The sequence below is a fragment of the Streptomyces sp. NPDC003691 genome (assembly GCF_053981115.1).
This window is the reverse complement of sequence record NZ_JBSFNQ010000060.1, coordinates 31,912-47,795: the sequence shown is the minus strand read 5'-3', so window position 1 is coordinate 47,795 and position 15,884 is coordinate 31,912. Positions and strand designations below refer to the sequence as shown.

Below are 15,884 nucleotides of genomic sequence, written 5' to 3'. Positions count from 1 at the left end.
GTCGCCGGAGAAATGGATACGGAGCACTGAACCCCCACCTGTTGCATGAGCAATCGCCCCCTACCACTGAGTATGCACACCGGCGCGCCCGGCTCGGCCGTCCCGGCGGAGTGCGGCCGGTCGCACTCCCCGCACGCCGCGGCGCCGGGCACGCGCCCCGTCGCGCCGCGGAACGGCGCACCGGGCGTGCCCGGACCTGCGGCGTTCGGCCCGTCGGGCTGCCGTCCGGGGTACGGCCGGCCGTACGCCGCGGCACCGGGCTCGGGCCCGGCGCACTGCGGCCCGCCCGGGCGTGGGGTGGCGCTGTCGGGGGCCGTCGCCCCGCCGCCCGGCGCCGTACCGCCCGCCACTCCGCCCGTTTCCGTATCTCCCGGGCCCGCACCCGTCGTGCCGGGGTTCCCGGCCGCCCGGCGCGGCTCCCCCGGCCGTCCCGGCGTACGGCCCCGGGCCGCCGGGAGCCCCTGTGTCGCGGCCATCACATGTGGGGCGGCGGGACGAGCGTGAAGTCGTCCGCGCGTATCGGCGGTTCGGAGCGCCAGCCGCGTTCGAGGGCGGCCCGGGCGAACCGGGGGCTGCCGAAGTAGGCGAAGGCGGCCGGGGCGTTCGGGATCAGTCCGGTGACCAGGGTGCGGACGACCCGCAGTTCGGTACGGGCCACGTCCTCTGTGGTCAGGTCGGTGGTGAGGATCCGGTGCCCGCGCTCGGCCAGGGCGGCGTGGAGGCGGGTCCGGTCGCCGGGCGGGATATCGCCGACGGGGACCGTGCCGAGCGCGGGCCGGGTGAAGCGGCGGGCGAGGGGCTCCGTCCGCGGGTCCAGCCAGACCTGTACCTGGGCGCCGAGGTCGCGCACGGCCGCGAAGTCGTCGCCGCAGTCGTCGAGATAGCGCCGGTCGGCCCGGTGGTCGAAGTAGAGGCCGCGGGCGAGGAGCCCCGCGTCGACGGCGCGGAAGACCCAGCCGTCCGGGTCGGTGGTGCCCTGGGTGAACACCCAGGTGTGGACGGCTTCGAGGACCGCCTTGCGAACGGCTTCCGCCGGGTCGTAGCGGCAGGCGAACCCGGCCGCGTACAGCCCGCGCTCCGGATCGTGGACGAGCGCGGCGGCGCACGGCGCGAACTCCGAGGGCAGTTCCACGACGCGGACCTCCAGGGCGCAGCCCGCGAGGTCGTCGGCGAGTCCGGGTACGGAGCCGGGGTCGATGCCGCGGGTCGGTCCGCCGAGCCGCCACCACAGTTCCAGGGCGTCGCGTTCGACGATCTCGAGGAGTCCGCGTTCGGCGGCGTCGTCGAGGCCCCGGCCGGTGGCGATGCCCGCGTAGTTGAGGTGGTGGGTGCGGGGCAGCCGCCGCAGCGGGCCCTGCCGCCAGTTGAGGTGGCTGAGGGCGACGGGCACCCAGCACGGCCGCCCGTTCTCGTCGGCGGGGGTCCAGAGGGCGGGGGTGTCCGGGGTGAGGGGCCGGTAGGGGAAGCCGGGGCGGGCGTACTGCCAGTCGGCGTACGCGGGGACCTCGCCGGGGCCGTACACCCGGCGCCCTTCGGCGGTGAGTTCGGCGGCGGTGGCTCGGCGCGGGGCCGACGGGTGGCCTGGCGGTGGGAGCCGGTTGCCGCAGTAGCGTTCGACGGCCTCGGCGACGGCGGCGATCCGCGCTCCCTCCGGGTCGCCGAAGGTGGTGCCGAGGGAGACCCGGTCGGCGGGCCAGGCCCCGAAGCGGCGGGCGTCCGACACCTCCGCGGTCACGGCGGTGTAGCGGGGCGGGGCCCCGGCGGGGTGCGGTACGGGCCGGACATCGCGGACGATGCCGCAGACGGGGTCGGTGAGATGGTCCAGCGGCAGCGGCGCGGGACCGGTCGCGGTGGTCATGTGCATATCTCCTGGGAGAGGTCCGGTACGGCTTCGGAGCCGCGCAGTTCGGCGACGGGCAGCAGCAGCGCGGATGCGGCGGGCCGCAGGGCCCGGTGCGAGGGCAGCAGCCGGACGGCGGTGACGGGGTCCTCCCCGGTGTGGGGGTTGCGGGCGTGGGCGGGGAAGTGGTGGCCGGTGACCTCGGTCCGGAGCCGGGTGCCCGCGGGCAGCCGCCGGGCCAGCGGGCCGAGGGGGACCCTGACGGTGGACCAGGCGCCGGGCGGGTGGGCGGTGCGGGCGGTGCCGAGCGCGAGGGGTTCGGCGCGGCCGTCCGGCCGGAGGGCGACGATCCGGACGAACCAGTCGGCGGCGGGGGTGTCGGCGGTGGCGTGCAGTTCGGCGGCGGCGGTGCCGAGGAGGTCGGTGGCGCGGGTCAGGGGCGCGGTGACGAACAGGGCCCGGTCGGGGTGGTCCTCGCCGGATCGCGGCGGATCGGCGCGCAGATCGTCGGAGCGTACGGGGCGGGCCGGGTCGGCGCGGAACTCGGCGCCGTACAGGAGGGTGGTGCCCAGCGGGCCGCCCGCGAGGGGGAATCGGCGGACGGTGTCGGGTCCGGCGAGGGCGGCGGCCGGGTACCAGGACGGGGATCCGGCGAGGGCGACGGCGCCGCGCCGCCCGGCGGGTGTGCGGCCCCGGCACACCTGACGGGCCCAGTCGGCGGTCAGCCCGCCCAGGTCGACGTGGTGTTCGGGGCGGGCGCCCGGGCCGGGGTCGCGGGTCAGCCGGTGGCCCCAGGGGCCGAGGAGCAGTGCGGCGGGGCCGCCCCAGGCGCGCCACAGGGCGAGGGTGTCGGCGGCGAAGGGGTCGTGGGTGCCGCCGATCGCGAGCAGGGGGGTAGGGGCGGCGGGGGCGCGGCCGACGACGTACCCGGTGCGGGGTGCCCGCCAGACGCCGGGCCAGGAGGGCAGGGGGCGGCCGAGCCGGGCGGGCAGGTCGGTGACGGGGAGGTGGGCCAGGAGTCCGGGGTCGCGGTGGAGCAAGTGGTCGAGCGCGGCGGGGTCGGAGTCGGCGCGGTCCCCGTGGGCGGCCCACCAGCCGGCCCGGCCGAGGAGGCGTTCGGCGCCGGAGGGTTCGCGGGCGGTCTCGGCGGTGCCGAGGGCGGGTACGGCGGCGACGACCGCGTCGGCTCCGCCGCCGTGACCGTCGCTTTCCCTGTTGTCGTCGCCGTCGCTGTCTTTGTGGACGGCGGTCACCAGGGCGCAGTAGGCCGCGTAGGAGGATCCGGCGGCGACGATCCGGCCGTCGCTCCAGGGGCGTTCACGGATCCAGCGGAGGGTGGCCGCGCCGTCGGCACGCTCGTGCGTGTAAGGCTGCCAGCCACCGCCGGAGCCGTACCGGCCGCGGACGTCCTGGACCACGGCGGCAAAGCCGCGCGCGGCCCAGGCCCGGGCCTCGGGCAGATGGGCGTGGCGGCCGTAGGGGGTGCGGATGAGGACGGTGGGGTACGGGCGCCGGGCCGGGTCCGGCGGCGGAAGGTGGACGTCGGCGGCGAGGCGGACCCCGCCGGCGGGCACCCGGACGGTCAGGGTCACGACGCCGCGCCCGGCCGCGGGGCGGACCCGGGAACGGTCCGGGCGGCCTCCGTCCGGGGCCCGGGGCCGTGGTCCACGGCCCGGGCGGTCCCGCCGCCGTCGGCCGGCTCCGGGAGGGGCGCGCACGCGGGCACGGGCAGGACCGGGTGCATGGTTGTGGTCAGATCGCGCAGGTCGGTGCGGCGCAGTACCGGCGGCAGGTGTGCCGGGCCGCGCCGGAGCAACTCCGCGAGATCGTGGACGAGGAGGGCGGCGGTCAGGGCGGCCGAGGCCGCGGTGTGCCGGGGGCCATTGTCGGGGGTCCGGGATCCGGCCCAGTAGGCGGCCAGTTCGCGGTGGGCCGGGGTGGCCGCGAGTCTGCGCAGCCGGACGTCCGCCGCGGTGACTCCGTACGGTCCGGACGCCGGGGGCTCCAGCCAGACCACGGCGCCCTCGCGGTGGCAGCGCGCCCAGGGGACACCGTCGCGGGAGAGCCGGTCGGCGGTGTCCCACAGACCGGCCGGTACCGGGCCGTCGAGGCACCAGACGACGGCGGTACGGCCGCCGGGCGCGGCCCGCCCGGGCAGATCACCGGCGGCGGCCGGTTCCGGTTCCGCCCCCAGCTCGCGGGCGAGCCGGGCGACCGGGCGGGTCAGCACCGGATCGCCCAGCAGGAGCACGGTGATTCCGGCGAGGGGGGTGTCCGGGTCGGCGGGGGCGGCCGGGCTCCGGGTCGCGTATCCGGCCTCCTCGAAGGCGGCGAACAGCCGGTCCGTACGGGCGGGCCCGCCGGTCGCGGGGTGCGCGCCGTCGCCGGGCGGCGGAGCGCTCCCCCGCCGGGCGGCCGCACCACCTTCACTGGGCGGCGCCCCCTCCCGCCGGGCTGCCGTACCGCCGTCGTCGTCGCCCGAACCGGGGACCTGGGCGGAATCCGTACCGCCGTATGCCTGTTCGGCGGTACGCCCGCCGCCGGGCCCCCGGTCCGGGAGCGCGCCGCCGAACAGGCGGAGGAGGTCCTCGACGGGGAGTCCCGCCGTGTCGACCCGGAGGAAGGTGCCGTCGGGGGTGCGCAGGGCCGGGCCCCTCCCGGGGACGGCGACCAGGGCGGTACCGGCGGTCAGGCGGGGGGTGTTCACGAACGGTCTCCTCAACTGGGTTCGTCCACGGCCGGCTTCTCCACGGTGGTGTCCGGTTCTCCGCGGAGTACCGGTTCTCCGCGGTGCCCGGGGGGCACGGGATCCGGGCGGCACGGGTGCGCGGCCGCAAGGGCCGTGCGACCGCGCGGGGTACGGACGGGCCCGGCAGCCGGTACCGGGCGCGCTCGGGGAACGGCGCCCGGTACCGGCCGGTCATACGGTCATGCCGTCATGCGGTGTGCGGTGTGCGGTGTGCGGTCACTCGCCCGCGACGGCCTCGGCGCCCGCCTCGGCCACGGCGGCGTCGTCGAAGGGGTTCTCGACGAGCGCGTTGCAGTGGCTGGCCGACAGATGGGCGAGCTGGGCCGGGTCGGCGATCGGGGCGAACACCTTGTGCTGGTCCACGGCGGAATTTCCCTTCCTCATCGGGTGTGCCCGCGGTCGCGAACACACCTTCACCTTAATGAATATGATTTTCATTCCGCAATGCCTTCGGCGAGCGGGACGGGGTGATCCGGGTAACAGACCGGCCAGTTGCCGTGCGGATCGGTGCCGACCCGTCCGGCCACCCCCAGCACTCCGGAGAGGAGCGCGGGAGTGACGACCTCGCGCGGCGGGCCGTCCGCGGCCACCACGCCGTTCCGCAGCGCGACGATCCGGTCGGCGAACCGGGCCGCCTGGTTCAGGTCGTGCAGGACCATCAGCACCGTCAGACCGCGCTCCCGCCGCAGCCGGTCCACCGTCGCCAGCACATCGAGCTGGTGCCGCAGGTCGAGATAGGTGGTCGGTTCGTCGAGGAGGAGGACCCGGGTGTCCTGGGCCAGCGCCATGGCCAGCCGGACCCGCTGGCGCTCGCCTCCGGAGAGGGAGGCGACCGGGCGGTCCGCCCAGCCGCCGGTCCCGGTGTCGGCCATGGCCCGGGCGGTGACCGCGTCGTCGCCGCCGCGCAGCATGCCGAGCGGCCCCCGGGACGCGTACCGCCCCTGGGCGACCAGTTGGCGTACCGTCATCCCGGCGACGGGCGAGGCCGACTGGTGGAGCAGCGCGGCCCGGCGGGCGGCGTTGCGGCGCGGGAGGCGGGTGACATCGTCCCCGCCGAGCAGGATCCGCCCCCGGGACGGGCGCAGCAGCCCGGCGCAGAGCCGGAGCAGGGTGCTCTTGCCGCAGCCGTTGAGGCCGATCAGGGCGACGGACTCGCCGTCCCGTACGGTCAGCGAGACACCGCGGAGCACCTCCCGGCCCGGGTAGCCGAAGTGGACGTCCGCGACCCGGACCGCCGCTCCCCCGCCACCGGCCGGCGCCTCCGGCCCCTCCGGCCGATCCTTCGCCGCCGTGCGCTCCGTGCGCTCCGGCGGTGCCTCGCCGCTCCGTCCGCGGTCCGGTTCCGTCGTGGTCATGCCGGTGTCTCCTCTTCGCGGATACGGCGGGCCACGATCAGCAGCAGTGCCGCGCCCGCGCAGGTGGTCAGCGCCCCGGTGGGTACGCTCAGCCGGTCGGCTCCGAGGGTGTCGGTGAGCAGCCGGGAGAGCGCCTGGGCGGTGGCGTCCGCGCCGCCGACCACGGCGGCGCCGGTGAGCGCCGCGCCCGGCAGGGCGGTTCGCAGGTCGGCGCCGTGCAGGGCGAACGCCAGATGGGGGACGATCAGTCCGACGAAGCCGAGGGCGCCGACGGTGGCCACCGCCCCGGCGGTCAGGGCGACCGCGCACCCCAGGGCGGCGAGCCGGATCCGCCCGGTGGGCAGCCCCCGGGCCGCGGCCTCGTCGTCGCCGCAGCGGAGCAGGGTCAGCGGGGCCGCCAAGGCCCAGGCGGCGAGCAGCCAGCCGAGCGCCCAGGGCCAGAGCAGGTTCCAGTGGTCCATGACCCGGCCCTCGGTGGAGCCGACCAGCCACTGGACGACACTGCCCAGTTCGCCCGGGGCGGCCAGCAGGACCATGGCGGTGGCGCCGGACAGTACGGCGGAGACCAGGACTCCGTAGACGGCGGCGCCGAAGGGGTCCGAGCGCTCCCGTCCGGCGAGCAGCCACAGCAGCCCGGCTCCGGCGAACCCGCCGACGACGGCGGCGACGACCACGGCACCGGGCGAGCGCCACCCGGCGAGCCCGGCTCCCGAGGCGACGACGGCCCCCAGGACGGCGCCCGGGGCGACACCGGTCACCTCGGGCGCGGCGAGCGGATTGGCCAGGGCGGACTGGAGCACGATGCCCGCGACCCCGAGGCAGGCGCCCGCGGTGAGCGCCACCAGGGCGCGAGGCAGCCGGAGTTCGTAGACGATGTGCCGGTCGAGGGGCGAACCGCCGCCGCCCAGCACCTCCCAGACCCCGGCCGGGCCGAGGGCCCGCCCGGCGACCATCCCGGCGCACCCGGCGGCCACGACCAGGGCGCAGAGCAGCAGCAGACGTCTCATCCGGCACCTCCCCGGCGGGTACCCGGCATCCCGCCCGCAGGTCCGGACCCTCCCGGGCGGGTATGCGGCATCCCGGCCGGACCGGGCAGCCGGGTGGGTGACCGGCCGTCGTCGTCGGGCGCCGGACCACCGGACCCGCCCGCGGGCACGGGCCCGGCGCCCGCTCCCCCGGGCGGGGGCCCGTGCCCCGCCCGCGAGGGCGCGGCACCCGGCGGCGCGGTCTCCCGGGCCCCCGGGGCCGCCGGGCCCCCGGACCCGGCGGCAGCTCCCCCGGCCCCGGCCCGCCGCTGCGGACGGGCGCCGCCCGGCCGGTATTTGAGCAGCAGGACGCCCGCGGGAACCCCGAGCAGCGCGGTCCATGCGCCGACCGGGGTCTCGACGGGTGCCAGCGCGAGCCGGGCCGGCAGGTCCGCCCAGGCCACGATGAGCGCGCCCCAGACCGCGGACCACGGCAGCCACCCGACGGCGTCCTTCCCCGGTGCCAGCCTGCGTGCCAGATGCGGGGCGAGGAACCCCACCCAGGCCACCGGGCCGCAGACCGCGACCACGGGGGCGATCAGGACGACGGCGACGGCGAGCGCGGCCGCCCGGGCCCGGTGCACCCGGACGCCGAGGGCCCGGGCGTCGTCGTCGCCGAGCCGCAGCACCGACAGCACCGGTGCGCACAGCACCAGCGCGGGGACCGCGGCGACCAGCCACGGCAGCAGCTCGGTGACGTCGTCCCAGGTGCGGGCCGAGAGGCTGCCGAGGAGATAGCGGTGGATCAGCTGGAGGTCGAGCTGGTCGGCGAGGACCATCAGGACCAGCAGGGCGGACTGGAGCGCGGCGGCGACGGCCGCGCCGCACAGCAGGACGGCGGAGGGGCCGCGAGCGGCCCCGGCGGCGAGCAGGGTGAGCGCGCCGCCCGCCGCGGCGCCGCCGATCGCGAGGAAGGGCTGGAGCGCCGGCGGGACGGAGACGGCGAGGACGAGCGGCCCGACGACCGCGAGGGCCGCGCCGGAGGAGACCCCGAGGAGTTCGGGGACGGCCAGCGGATTGCGCAGGGCCTCCTGGAGGACGAGTCCGGCGGCGCCCAGACAGGCACCGGCGACCAGCGCCAGCACCAGCCGGGGCAGCCGGAGTTCGGTCACCACGAACGAGCCGGCGAACTCCGCGGGCGGCACCGGCGGGGTGCCGAGGGCGAGTCCGCAGCCCACGGCCGCCGCCGTCAGGACGCCCGCCGCGACGACGGTGCGCCCGCTCACCGCAGCTTCGCCGTGGCCTCGTCGAGGACGATGCCCAGCGACCGGGTGCCGCGGCCCTTGGCCCAGACCTCGGCGTCGACTTCGTACACGCGCCCCTCGCGGACCGCCGGGATCCGGGACCAGAGCGGGTTCTTCGCCAGCCTCCGCGACAGGGTGCCGTCCTTCGCGCCGCCGAAGGAGAGCGTCTCGACGAACAGCACGTCGACCTCGCGGGCGAGGATCTCCTCCAGGCTGTAACTGCCCTGCGCCCCGCGGCTCTTCCACGGATAGTGCGACAGCTTCGGGAAGAGTCCGGCGGTGACGTCGGTGCCGGGGGTGGCGACGCCGAAGTTCTCGTCGCTGCCGAAGACGATCAGGCTGGTGCGTTCGCTGGGGTCGGCCTCGGCGCGGGCGAGCTTCTCCCGGAACCCGTGTTCGGCCCGTTCGCCCTGTTCCGTACGGCCGGTGAGCGCGGCCAGATCGCGCAGATAGCGGACGCTGTCCTGCCAGTCGCCCGGCTGGAGGGGCCAGAAGACGGTGGCGCCCTTGAGGGCGGGGGCGAGTCTGCCGTGGGTGTCGGCGAGGCCGATCACCAGGTCGGGCCGGTGGGAGAGCACGGCCTCGGTCTCCGGGCTGAGGAAGCCGCCCGGGATCTGCGGCACCGCGGCCGCCTTCGCCTTGCCGAGGAAGCCGGGGTGGGCGAGGAGCGCGGAGTTGGTGGCGACGGGCGTCATGCCCAGTTCGACGAGCATGTCGTCGCAGAGGGCGACCAGGCAGACCACGCGTTCGGGCGGCTCGGTGGTGGTGACGCGCACCCCCTTGGCGTCGGTGACGCTCCGCGCGGGCTTGATGGGGGCCACCCGTATGTCGGTGGGTTCCCCCTTGGCGGCCCCGCCGTCGCCGTCGTTCGCCGCCGTACCGCAGCCGACCAGTACGGCACCGGCGAGAGCGGCGGCGATCAGCCTGCGCAGCACACAGATCCGTGTCCGCAGCTTCATGATTCCTCCCCTTTCACATTGTTCGCGGCTTTTCATCAACTTCTCCGGATCCGAGCACCAGGCCGAGTCCGGCCTCCGCCGTCCGCGATCACTTGCGCGCGCCGCCCTTCGCGGCACACCATAGGACCCACATGATAATCATTTCCAATAACATCCGTTTCCACCGCCCCGGGAGCCGCCCGTGTCAGCCGCCTCGCCCCGCCTGCTCGTCGCCGACCATGTGGCAGGCGGACTCCGGGTGTTCGACCCGTCGGACGGCCGGGAGACGGCGCTGCTGCCCGGCCGTCACCCCGCCGAGCACGCCGGTTTCCTCTCGCTGTCCGGAGGCCGTACCGCCTTCGTCGACGACCGGGCGGGCGAGCTGGTCGTCCTCGACCCGTACGGCCCGGACCGGGGCCGGCCGCTCACCGCGGCCACCGTGCCCGTCGCGGTCCCGGCCGAGCATCTGGCCGCCGATCCGGCAGGGCGGCGGATCGCCGTGACCACCGGCCTCGGCCGCAACGAGGAGCCGTGGACCGATCTGCTGACCGCCGTCGACCTGGGCGCGGACGGCGGCCCCCGCGCGGTGCGGGTACGGACGGCCCGCCCGGGTGAGCCGGGCGTCGTCCTCGTACCCCCGCCGCCGCACACGGACGGCTCCGGCGATCCCTGGGTGGTGCTGCGGCAGCGCGAGCCGGGAGCGCTGGCCGCCTACTCCTGGGCGGCGCTGGACGAAGCCCCGCCGTCCTGCCCGCCCGCGGCCCCGGCCTGCGGGCTGCCGCTGCCGGACGACGGGCACGGCGACGCGTACGACCCGGTCTCGGGACGGCTGTTCGCCGCCACCGGGCAGGGCGTGCACCGGGCGCTGCGGACCGGCGACGGCCTCACCGCGGAACCGGTGCTGCCCTGGGGCGGCGAGGGCCGCGGCTACTATCTGCGGCTGGACCCGGTGCGCCGGACCTTGTGGTCGACGGTACGGGGCGGCCCCGGGGATCCGGAGCGGTGGCCCGAGTGGACCAACTGCGCCTGGTGGTACGGCCTGGACTCGGGCCGCGGCGGCCGGATCCCGCTCGGCCCGGGCCTGGTGTTCCGTTTCGCGGTCGCCGCCCGGCATCTGGCGTTCGCCCGGATCCACCCGGACGGCGACGAACTGGTCCTGCTTTCCCCGGAGACCGCCCGGATCACGGCCCGCGTCCCGCTGCCGCCGATGTCGGGCGCCCCGCGGCCGGACGCCCCGCCCTGGGACGGCGTCCAGCGGCGGGCGGTCGCCGCGTCACCCGCGCACGGCCTGATCGCCGTCAGCCGCGGCGGCCACGGCGAGGTCCATCTCGCCGACGCGGCAGCGGGCTCCCTCGTCCGCACCCTGACCGTCCCCACCCCGCTGGACGAGGGCGGACTGCTGGCCCTGGTGTCCCCGGGGGACGGCGCGGAGGGGGATCCGGTGGGCCGCTGAGCGGGCGTCACGCCCCCGCCCGCGGCCCGGCCGGCACTCCGGCACCCAGGCACCCGCCGCCCCGGCCGCCGACGCGCCCGGGGCTACCGCAGTCCCAGACAGGGCAGCCAGTCGCGCGACGCTCCGTGCCCCGTGGTCAGCAGGGCGGCCAGGACTCCCGTCGTACCGCCGAGGAGTCCGTGGTGCCAGGCCGGTTCGTCCAGTTCGGGGATCCGGGTGTCCAGGTGGCGCAGCAGGCGGGCGCGGAGGGTCGCGGCGGCGGAGAGGCGGGCGTGCCGGGCGAAGGCGTCGGCGACGGTGAGGACGCCCGCCACGCCGTGGCAGAGGCCGAGGCGGTCGGCGGGGAGTTTGCCGTAGAGATGGAAGTCCGGGTCCCAGGCGTCCGCGAGGGTGGTGAACGCGGCCGTCGCCCAGGCGGCGGTCCGCTCGTCGCCGAGGGCGTCGGCGGCGTCCCACAGGGCCCAGGTGATACCGGGGTTGCCGTAGCACCAGGCCTGCCGGGGGCGGGGGCCGGGGGCGGGCGGGGTGCCGTCGAGACCGGCGCCGTCCCAGCTCCAAACGGAGCGTTCGTCGGTGAAGGACTGTTCGATCAGCCAGTCCGCCGTGCGGCGCAGGGCGCGGGTGAGCCGCGGGTCGGGGCCCGCCCGGCGGACGGCGGCGGTGAGGGCCGTGGCCAGTCCGGCGACACCGTGGCCTGCGCCGGTGTTGATCCGGCCGTGGAGCCAGTGGAGGTTGGGGTCGTCCTGGTAGCCGCCGGTACGGAGGCGGGCCAGGTCGGCGGAGTCGCAGAGCGTCCCGAGGTGGTCGGCGAGCGGCGCCGGGTGGGCGGGGGCGGGAGTGGTGGCGTACAGGGCGAGCAGGGTGCCCGCCGGGCCGCTGATCAGGTCGTAGTCGGTGAGGGCGACCTGCTCGGTGCGCCAGGGGCGCTGCGCGGCGGCGGTGAGGAGATGGCCGCGGAGCCGGTCCGCGACGCGGAGCAGCGGGGGGTGAAGCACGGCCGCGTGGTGCAGTCCGACCAGGGTTCCGGCGAGTCCGGAGTTGTAGAGGGCGTGGTGGGAGGGGCCGCGGCCGACGGTGGTCGCCCAGGCGGCCACGGCGCGGCGCGCGACCGATACCGCGTCACCGGTTCCGGTGGCGGCGACCAGCGCCGCGAGCACGGGGACACCGGGGTCGCAGGCGACGGCGTCGCCCGGACGGAAGTCGCGGAGGAGGCGGACCGCGCGCTGAAGGGCTCGCGGGGAGTCCAGGGGTGCGGGGACGGTCCGGGGGCTCGAAGACATGAGTGCTCCGTACTGGGCACGGTGAGCCGCCCGGTCGTTGCGGCCGGGCGACTCGTTCGGTACGGATCCGGATCAGACGCAGATGCCCAGGATGGCGGTGCAGGCGAGGAACGTGCAGATACCGACGGTGTCGGCCATGTTCTCGGCACCGGAGTCGGCGGTGGTGACGCGCTCGTCCAACTCGTCGATGAGGGCGTCGAGGTCGGTCATTTCGATGGTCTCGGCGATGGGCATGGGGTTCTCCTTCGTTTCTTCTAGGGGGTGGTGACCGTCCCGGTGGCCGTCGCACAGGGGGTGCGGGGACCGGGAACGCCGTGGGTGAGCGCGGCGGCGGCGAGCGCGGCCAGCTCTTCGGGGTCCCTGGTGGGGGCGAGGGTGAGCAGCAGTTGTCCGGCGACGGCGGCGCCGTGGTGGGCCGCGTCGCGCAGGGTGAGCCGGTCGGGCCCGGGCAGCATCTCCTCGATCAGCAGGTCGTCGCCGGGCACGGTGGCGCAGAGCCGTTCGAAGAGGGTGATCGCGACGGGCGACGTCAGATCGACCGGCAGGGGCTTGGCGTCGGCGGACGGTCTGACGAGGACACAGCGCGGCAGATGTGCGGCGCGGGCCAGGGCGGCGAGGGCGCGGGCCCGGGCGAAGTCGCCGTCGCGGGCGGGCCGGAGCAGTTCGCGGGGTACCCGCCAGGTCGCCGGGGAGACGACGAGGTCGCCCCCTGCGGTCAGCCGCGGGGTGCGGACGACCTCCGGGGTGCGGGGTTCTGCGGCGGCGAGTCCGTCGAGGCGCAGCGTGGTGGCGGCCGCGGGGTGGCCCGCGCGCAGCAGCAGCCCGGCGAGCAGGTCGTACGGGGGGAGGGGGACGCGGGTGGCGTGGTGGACCGGCAGCAGGCGTACGCCGTCGGCCTCGGCCGTCAGTCCGGTGCCGGGTGACCGCCGCAGGGTGATGCGGTCCAGGGGGAGGTAGCGCTGCGGGGGGCCGCCGGGCGGGCAGTACGCGGCGTGGTTGGGGTCGCCGGTCCACCAGCGGGTGGTGACGGGCCGCCGGACGGCGTTCGCGGCGCGCTCCCCGGCCGGGGGTAGCAGCAGTTCGACGAAGCGGGCGCCGGAGCGGCGCTCCACCGCGGCGAGGAACTCGCGGTAGGCGTCGACGGGTTCGTGGCGACCGTGGAGGGTGTGCAGCGCTTCGGCGAACCGGGCGTCGAGGACATGGGCGGCGGAGGCCGTTTCGAGGACGGCGACGGGTCCGCCGGGGCCGGGCAGGGGGCGCAGCAGACAGTCCAGCGGCCAGGCGGGCAGGACCTCTTCGGCGGGCGGCGCGCCGAGGGCGTCCAGCAGTCCGTGGCCGATGTCGACCGTGGTCTCGTCGCGGTGGCGGTCGATATGGGCGAGCAGCCGGGCGTAGCCGGAGGCCGGGTCGTGGGGCGGGTGCCAGCCCGCGTAGCGGCGCAGGGTGCCGAGGCCGGCCGGGGGCGCTCCGTCGGCGAGGAGGTGTGCGAGTACGGCGCCGAGGGGGCGCGGTTCCTCGCCGACGGCTCCGGCGGCGGCCGGGGGCGCGGCCGAGCCGGGCGCGGCGGCCGCGTCGGCCTGCCGGAGCCGGTCCACCCGGGCGACGGCGGCCAGGGCGCGCCGGACCCGTTCGGTCGCGGCCGCCGGGACGGTGGCGTCGAGGGTGCGGTAGGAGTCGACGAACCAGTCGTCCGTACGGCCGCTACGGGCCGGGTGCGGCAGGGTGCCGGGGCGGCGCAGGTCGCGGGCGGGGACCCAGGCCCCGGTATGCCGTCGCGGCGCTCCGCAGGGCTGGAGCACTCCGAGCCGTACGAGATGGCCGAGGAAGCCGTGGAGCGCGGGGGCGCCCGCGGGCCCGGCGATGGCGCGTTCGAGGTCGGGGAGGGTGCAGGGGCCGGCGGCGAGCAGCCGGAGGACGGTGTCGAGGACCCGGGTGCGGCGGACGGCGACCTGGCGGGTGCGGGCGGGGTCGGCCGGGTCGACTCCGTAGCAGCGGATCCGCCCGTCGGGGTCGGTCACCTGGAGGGCGGCGGGGACGTAGGTGGTCGCCGGGTCGCCTTCCCAGGGGTCGGCGGCGGTCAGCCGGGTCCGTACCAGATGCACGTTCTCGGCGGCGGTGGCGGCGAGGGCACCGACGGCCGCGCCGGGCGGGAGGAGGGGGGCGGGGCGGCCGGGGGCGGGCGGCTGGAAGGAAGCCGGGGCGTCGGCGGCCGGGAGCAGGGGCCCCGGGGCGCCGAACGGGCCGGGGTCTCCTGCCAGGGCTCCGCCACGGACGGCAGCCGGTTGCTCTGCCACGGGTACGGCGGCGATATGGCAGGCCCAGCCCCGGGGGGTCGTCTTCACGGCCGCCCGGGCGACGGCCCGCCAGAGATATCCGGACCGCTTGCGCAGCCGCTTACCGGTCCAGCCCTCGCCCTCGGCGAGGATCCGGGCGATGTCGGCGGTCAGTCCGGGGCTGGCGGTGTCGACGAACGCCCGCAGCACGGGGCTCTCGTCGAGGAGCCGCCAGGCCAGCGCGCCCACCCGTTCGCGCTCCCCGGCGAGTTCGCGTTCGAGGGCGGACTGCGCGGCGGCCCCGGCGCGGGCGTCCCGCAGCAGCTCCCCGGCTTCCCGGGCCAGCGGCCAGGGCACGGCGGGCAGCCGGGTCAGCATCCCGCACTCCCCCGGCCGGGGCGCCGCGCCGGAGTGCAGCCGCCTGCGCAGAGCCAGTACGGCATGCCGTTCCGCATCGGCCAGCCGCCCGTCCGGGACGACCTCGCCGAGCGCGGCGGCAAGCCAACGGGCCCGTGCGGCCCGGCGGTCGGCGGCGTCCGCGTGGTCGGCGAGCCGCTCGGCCAGACGGGGGTTGCCCGCGGCGGTCCACAGGGCGCACGGCACCCCGGCGATCCGGACGAGCGCGGTGCCGCCGATGAGCAGGGGGCTGTCATGGTCCGGCATGTCACACCACCCCGTCGGAGGCGAGCGCCTCGGTGAGCAGGGACTGGCGGGCGGCGGGCAGCGCGGCGCGGTTCCAGTGGAAAATCACGGCATAGGCGGCGGCGCGGCGGGGCCCGCGGACGGCCTGCCCGGCTTCGAAGTAGCCGGTGCGCCAGGCGTCGGCGGCGCGGCGGACTGCGTCGCCGTGGGCGGCGATCCGGGCCCGCCACTCCTGCGGGAGCGTGTCCAAGGCACCCTCCTTGGGCCGCTCCCACCACTCCCGGATCCCCTGCTCGGCCCGGAGCCGCCCGCTGTCCCCGTGCCCCGGCTTCAGCGCCCGCCCGGTCTCGCTCCGCACGACGCCCCACACCCCGCGGTGCTCCCACCCCACGATGCCGAGCCCGCCGAGGAGTTCGCGGAGCAGGAGCAGTGATACCCGCCAGCCCGCGGGCGCCTGCCCGGTCGCCGCCGCCCGGTGACAGTCGAGCCAGGCGAGGGCGTCGGCGGTGAAGAGGCGGTGCACGTAGGGCATGGAGGCGTCGCCCCCGAAGAGATACACCTCGGGCTCGTACACAGTGGCGACGGCATCCCCGAACTCCCCGGCCCGCTTGAGTACTTCACTCCGGAGGCCGGGTACGTCGTCCAGTTGCCGCGCCTGGAACCGGAGCCGGAGCCCGGGCGGCTTGTGCATGAAGAAGAACTCGTCGGCGGGTCCGCGGAGCAACTCCCTCGCCAGCTCGGCGATTCCGCCGTAGAGGGCGGGAGGGAGGGGGTAGGGGGTGGTGGTGAGGTTGACCTGGACCCAGCGGTCCTCGGGGTGTTCGGCATCCGGCATCGTCCACCTCCTCGCTGTACGAGTAGTGCGGCGCGGCGATTCTTCTCATGGAGTTAATTTCCTGATATCCATGGGATCCAAACAGGCGCCGGATTTAGTCGTATGATGCGACCATTTCATCCACCCGTGAACTCCGGACTCGCCACGCGCCGACACGGAACTTCCACCTCGCGAGACCATGACCCGACACCATAACGCCTTCGGCTCCCGCCACTGAACGACGGGAGCCGAAGGACAGCATCAGAATGGG

The 15,884-nt window shown here is 76.8% G+C and carries 11 protein-coding genes and 2 pseudogenes; 1 reads left to right on the top strand and 12 read right to left on the bottom strand.

Annotated features, from left to right (window positions below; genetic code table 11):
* Positions 1-475: 475 nt before the first annotated feature.
* The 8 genes and pseudogenes from ACWDR0_RS24940 to ACWDR0_RS24905 all read right to left on the bottom strand — a co-directional run bounded on the left by ACWDR0_RS24940 (position 476) and on the right by ACWDR0_RS24905 (position 9,172).
* On the bottom strand, positions 476-1,858 hold the full coding sequence (locus tag ACWDR0_RS24940; RefSeq protein ID WP_456353983.1) for a YcaO-like family protein: 1,383 nt from the start codon (positions 1,856-1,858) through the stop codon (positions 476-478).
* Positions 1,855-3,432, bottom strand: coding sequence for a CocE/NonD family hydrolase (locus tag ACWDR0_RS24935; RefSeq protein WP_456353982.1), 1,578 nt, complete (start codon positions 3,430-3,432; stop codon positions 1,855-1,857). The genes ACWDR0_RS24940 and ACWDR0_RS24935 overlap by 4 nt, the downstream gene beginning before the upstream one ends.
* Positions 3,429-4,547, bottom strand: a complete 1,119-nt coding sequence (locus ACWDR0_RS24930) for a hypothetical protein (protein WP_456353981.1) — start codon at positions 4,545-4,547, stop codon at positions 3,429-3,431. Before ACWDR0_RS24930 ends, ACWDR0_RS24935 begins: the two co-directional genes overlap by 4 nt.
* Before the next feature lie 258 nt (positions 4,548-4,805).
* The gene (amiA, locus tag ACWDR0_RS24925) at positions 4,806-4,952 is read right to left on the bottom strand and encodes a streptamidine family RiPP (protein ID WP_456353980.1); all 147 of its coding nucleotides are present in this window, start codon (positions 4,950-4,952) and stop codon (positions 4,806-4,808) included.
* Positions 4,953-5,007: 55 nt separating this feature from the next.
* A pseudogene (locus ACWDR0_RS24920) lies at positions 5,008-5,944 on the bottom strand (ABC transporter ATP-binding protein).
* A complete protein-coding gene (locus ACWDR0_RS24915) occupies positions 5,941-6,951 on the bottom strand; it encodes a FecCD family ABC transporter permease (protein ID WP_456353979.1) in 1,011 nt (336 codons plus the stop codon). Before ACWDR0_RS24915 ends, ACWDR0_RS24920 begins: the two are co-directional and overlap by 4 nt.
* A gap of 233 nt (positions 6,952-7,184) precedes the next feature.
* Positions 7,185-8,195 (bottom strand): annotated as a pseudogene (locus ACWDR0_RS24910) (FecCD family ABC transporter permease); the annotation flags it as partial.
* A complete protein-coding gene (locus ACWDR0_RS24905; RefSeq protein WP_456353978.1) occupies positions 8,192-9,172 on the bottom strand; it encodes an ABC transporter substrate-binding protein in 981 nt (326 codons plus the stop codon). The gene ACWDR0_RS24905 and the pseudogene ACWDR0_RS24910, both read right to left, overlap by 4 nt.
* Before the next feature lie 181 nt (positions 9,173-9,353).
* On the opposite strand from ACWDR0_RS24905, the gene ACWDR0_RS24900 reads away from it, so the two are divergent.
* Entirely contained in the window at positions 9,354-10,604 is a 1,251-nt protein-coding gene (locus tag ACWDR0_RS24900; RefSeq protein ID WP_456353977.1) for a hypothetical protein, read from the top strand.
* Between the two features lie 83 nt (positions 10,605-10,687).
* On the opposite strand, the gene ACWDR0_RS24895 is transcribed toward ACWDR0_RS24900, so the two are convergent.
* From ACWDR0_RS24895 to ACWDR0_RS24880, 4 genes are all read right to left on the bottom strand, one after another.
* A complete protein-coding gene (locus ACWDR0_RS24895) occupies positions 10,688-11,884 on the bottom strand; it encodes a lanthionine synthetase LanC family protein (RefSeq protein ID WP_456353976.1) in 1,197 nt (398 codons plus the stop codon).
* A 72-nt stretch (positions 11,885-11,956) separates the two neighbouring features.
* Complete coding sequence (locus ACWDR0_RS24890; RefSeq protein WP_456353975.1) at positions 11,957-12,118, bottom strand: hypothetical protein; 162 nt, start codon at positions 12,116-12,118, stop codon at positions 11,957-11,959.
* Positions 12,119-12,138: 20 nt separating this feature from the next.
* On the bottom strand, positions 12,139-14,820 hold the full coding sequence (locus ACWDR0_RS24885; RefSeq protein ID WP_456353974.1) for a lantibiotic dehydratase: 2,682 nt from the start codon (positions 14,818-14,820) through the stop codon (positions 12,139-12,141).
* A gap of 1 nt (position 14,821) precedes the next feature.
* Positions 14,822-15,634 carry a thiopeptide-type bacteriocin biosynthesis protein gene (locus ACWDR0_RS24880; protein WP_456353973.1) on the bottom strand — a complete coding sequence of 271 codons (813 nt, stop codon included), beginning with the start codon at positions 15,632-15,634 and terminating at the stop codon, positions 14,822-14,824.
* Positions 15,635-15,884 lie beyond the last annotated feature (250 nt).

Excerpts from the sequence above, each read along its gene's own strand:
- ACWDR0_RS24940 (WP_456353983.1), bottom strand. The coding sequence starts at position 1,858 with ATGACCACCGCGACCGGTCCCGCGCCGCTGCCGCTGGACCATCTCACC.
- ACWDR0_RS24915 (WP_456353979.1), bottom strand. The coding sequence starts at position 6,951 with ATGAGACGTCTGCTGCTGCTCTGCGCCCTGGTCGTGGCCGCCGGGTGC.
- ACWDR0_RS24905 (WP_456353978.1), bottom strand. The coding sequence starts at position 9,172 with ATGAAGCTGCGGACACGGATCTGTGTGCTGCGCAGGCTGATCGCCGCC.
- ACWDR0_RS24895 (WP_456353976.1), bottom strand. The coding sequence starts at position 11,884 with ATGTCTTCGAGCCCCCGGACCGTCCCCGCACCCCTGGACTCCCCGCGA.
- ACWDR0_RS24890 (WP_456353975.1), bottom strand. The coding sequence starts at position 12,118 with ATGCCCATCGCCGAGACCATCGAAATGACCGACCTCGACGCCCTCATC.
- ACWDR0_RS24885 (WP_456353974.1), bottom strand. The coding sequence starts at position 14,820 with ATGCCGGACCATGACAGCCCCCTGCTCATCGGCGGCACCGCGCTCGTC.
- ACWDR0_RS24880 (WP_456353973.1), bottom strand. The coding sequence starts at position 15,634 with ATGCCGGATGCCGAACACCCCGAGGACCGCTGGGTCCAGGTCAACCTC.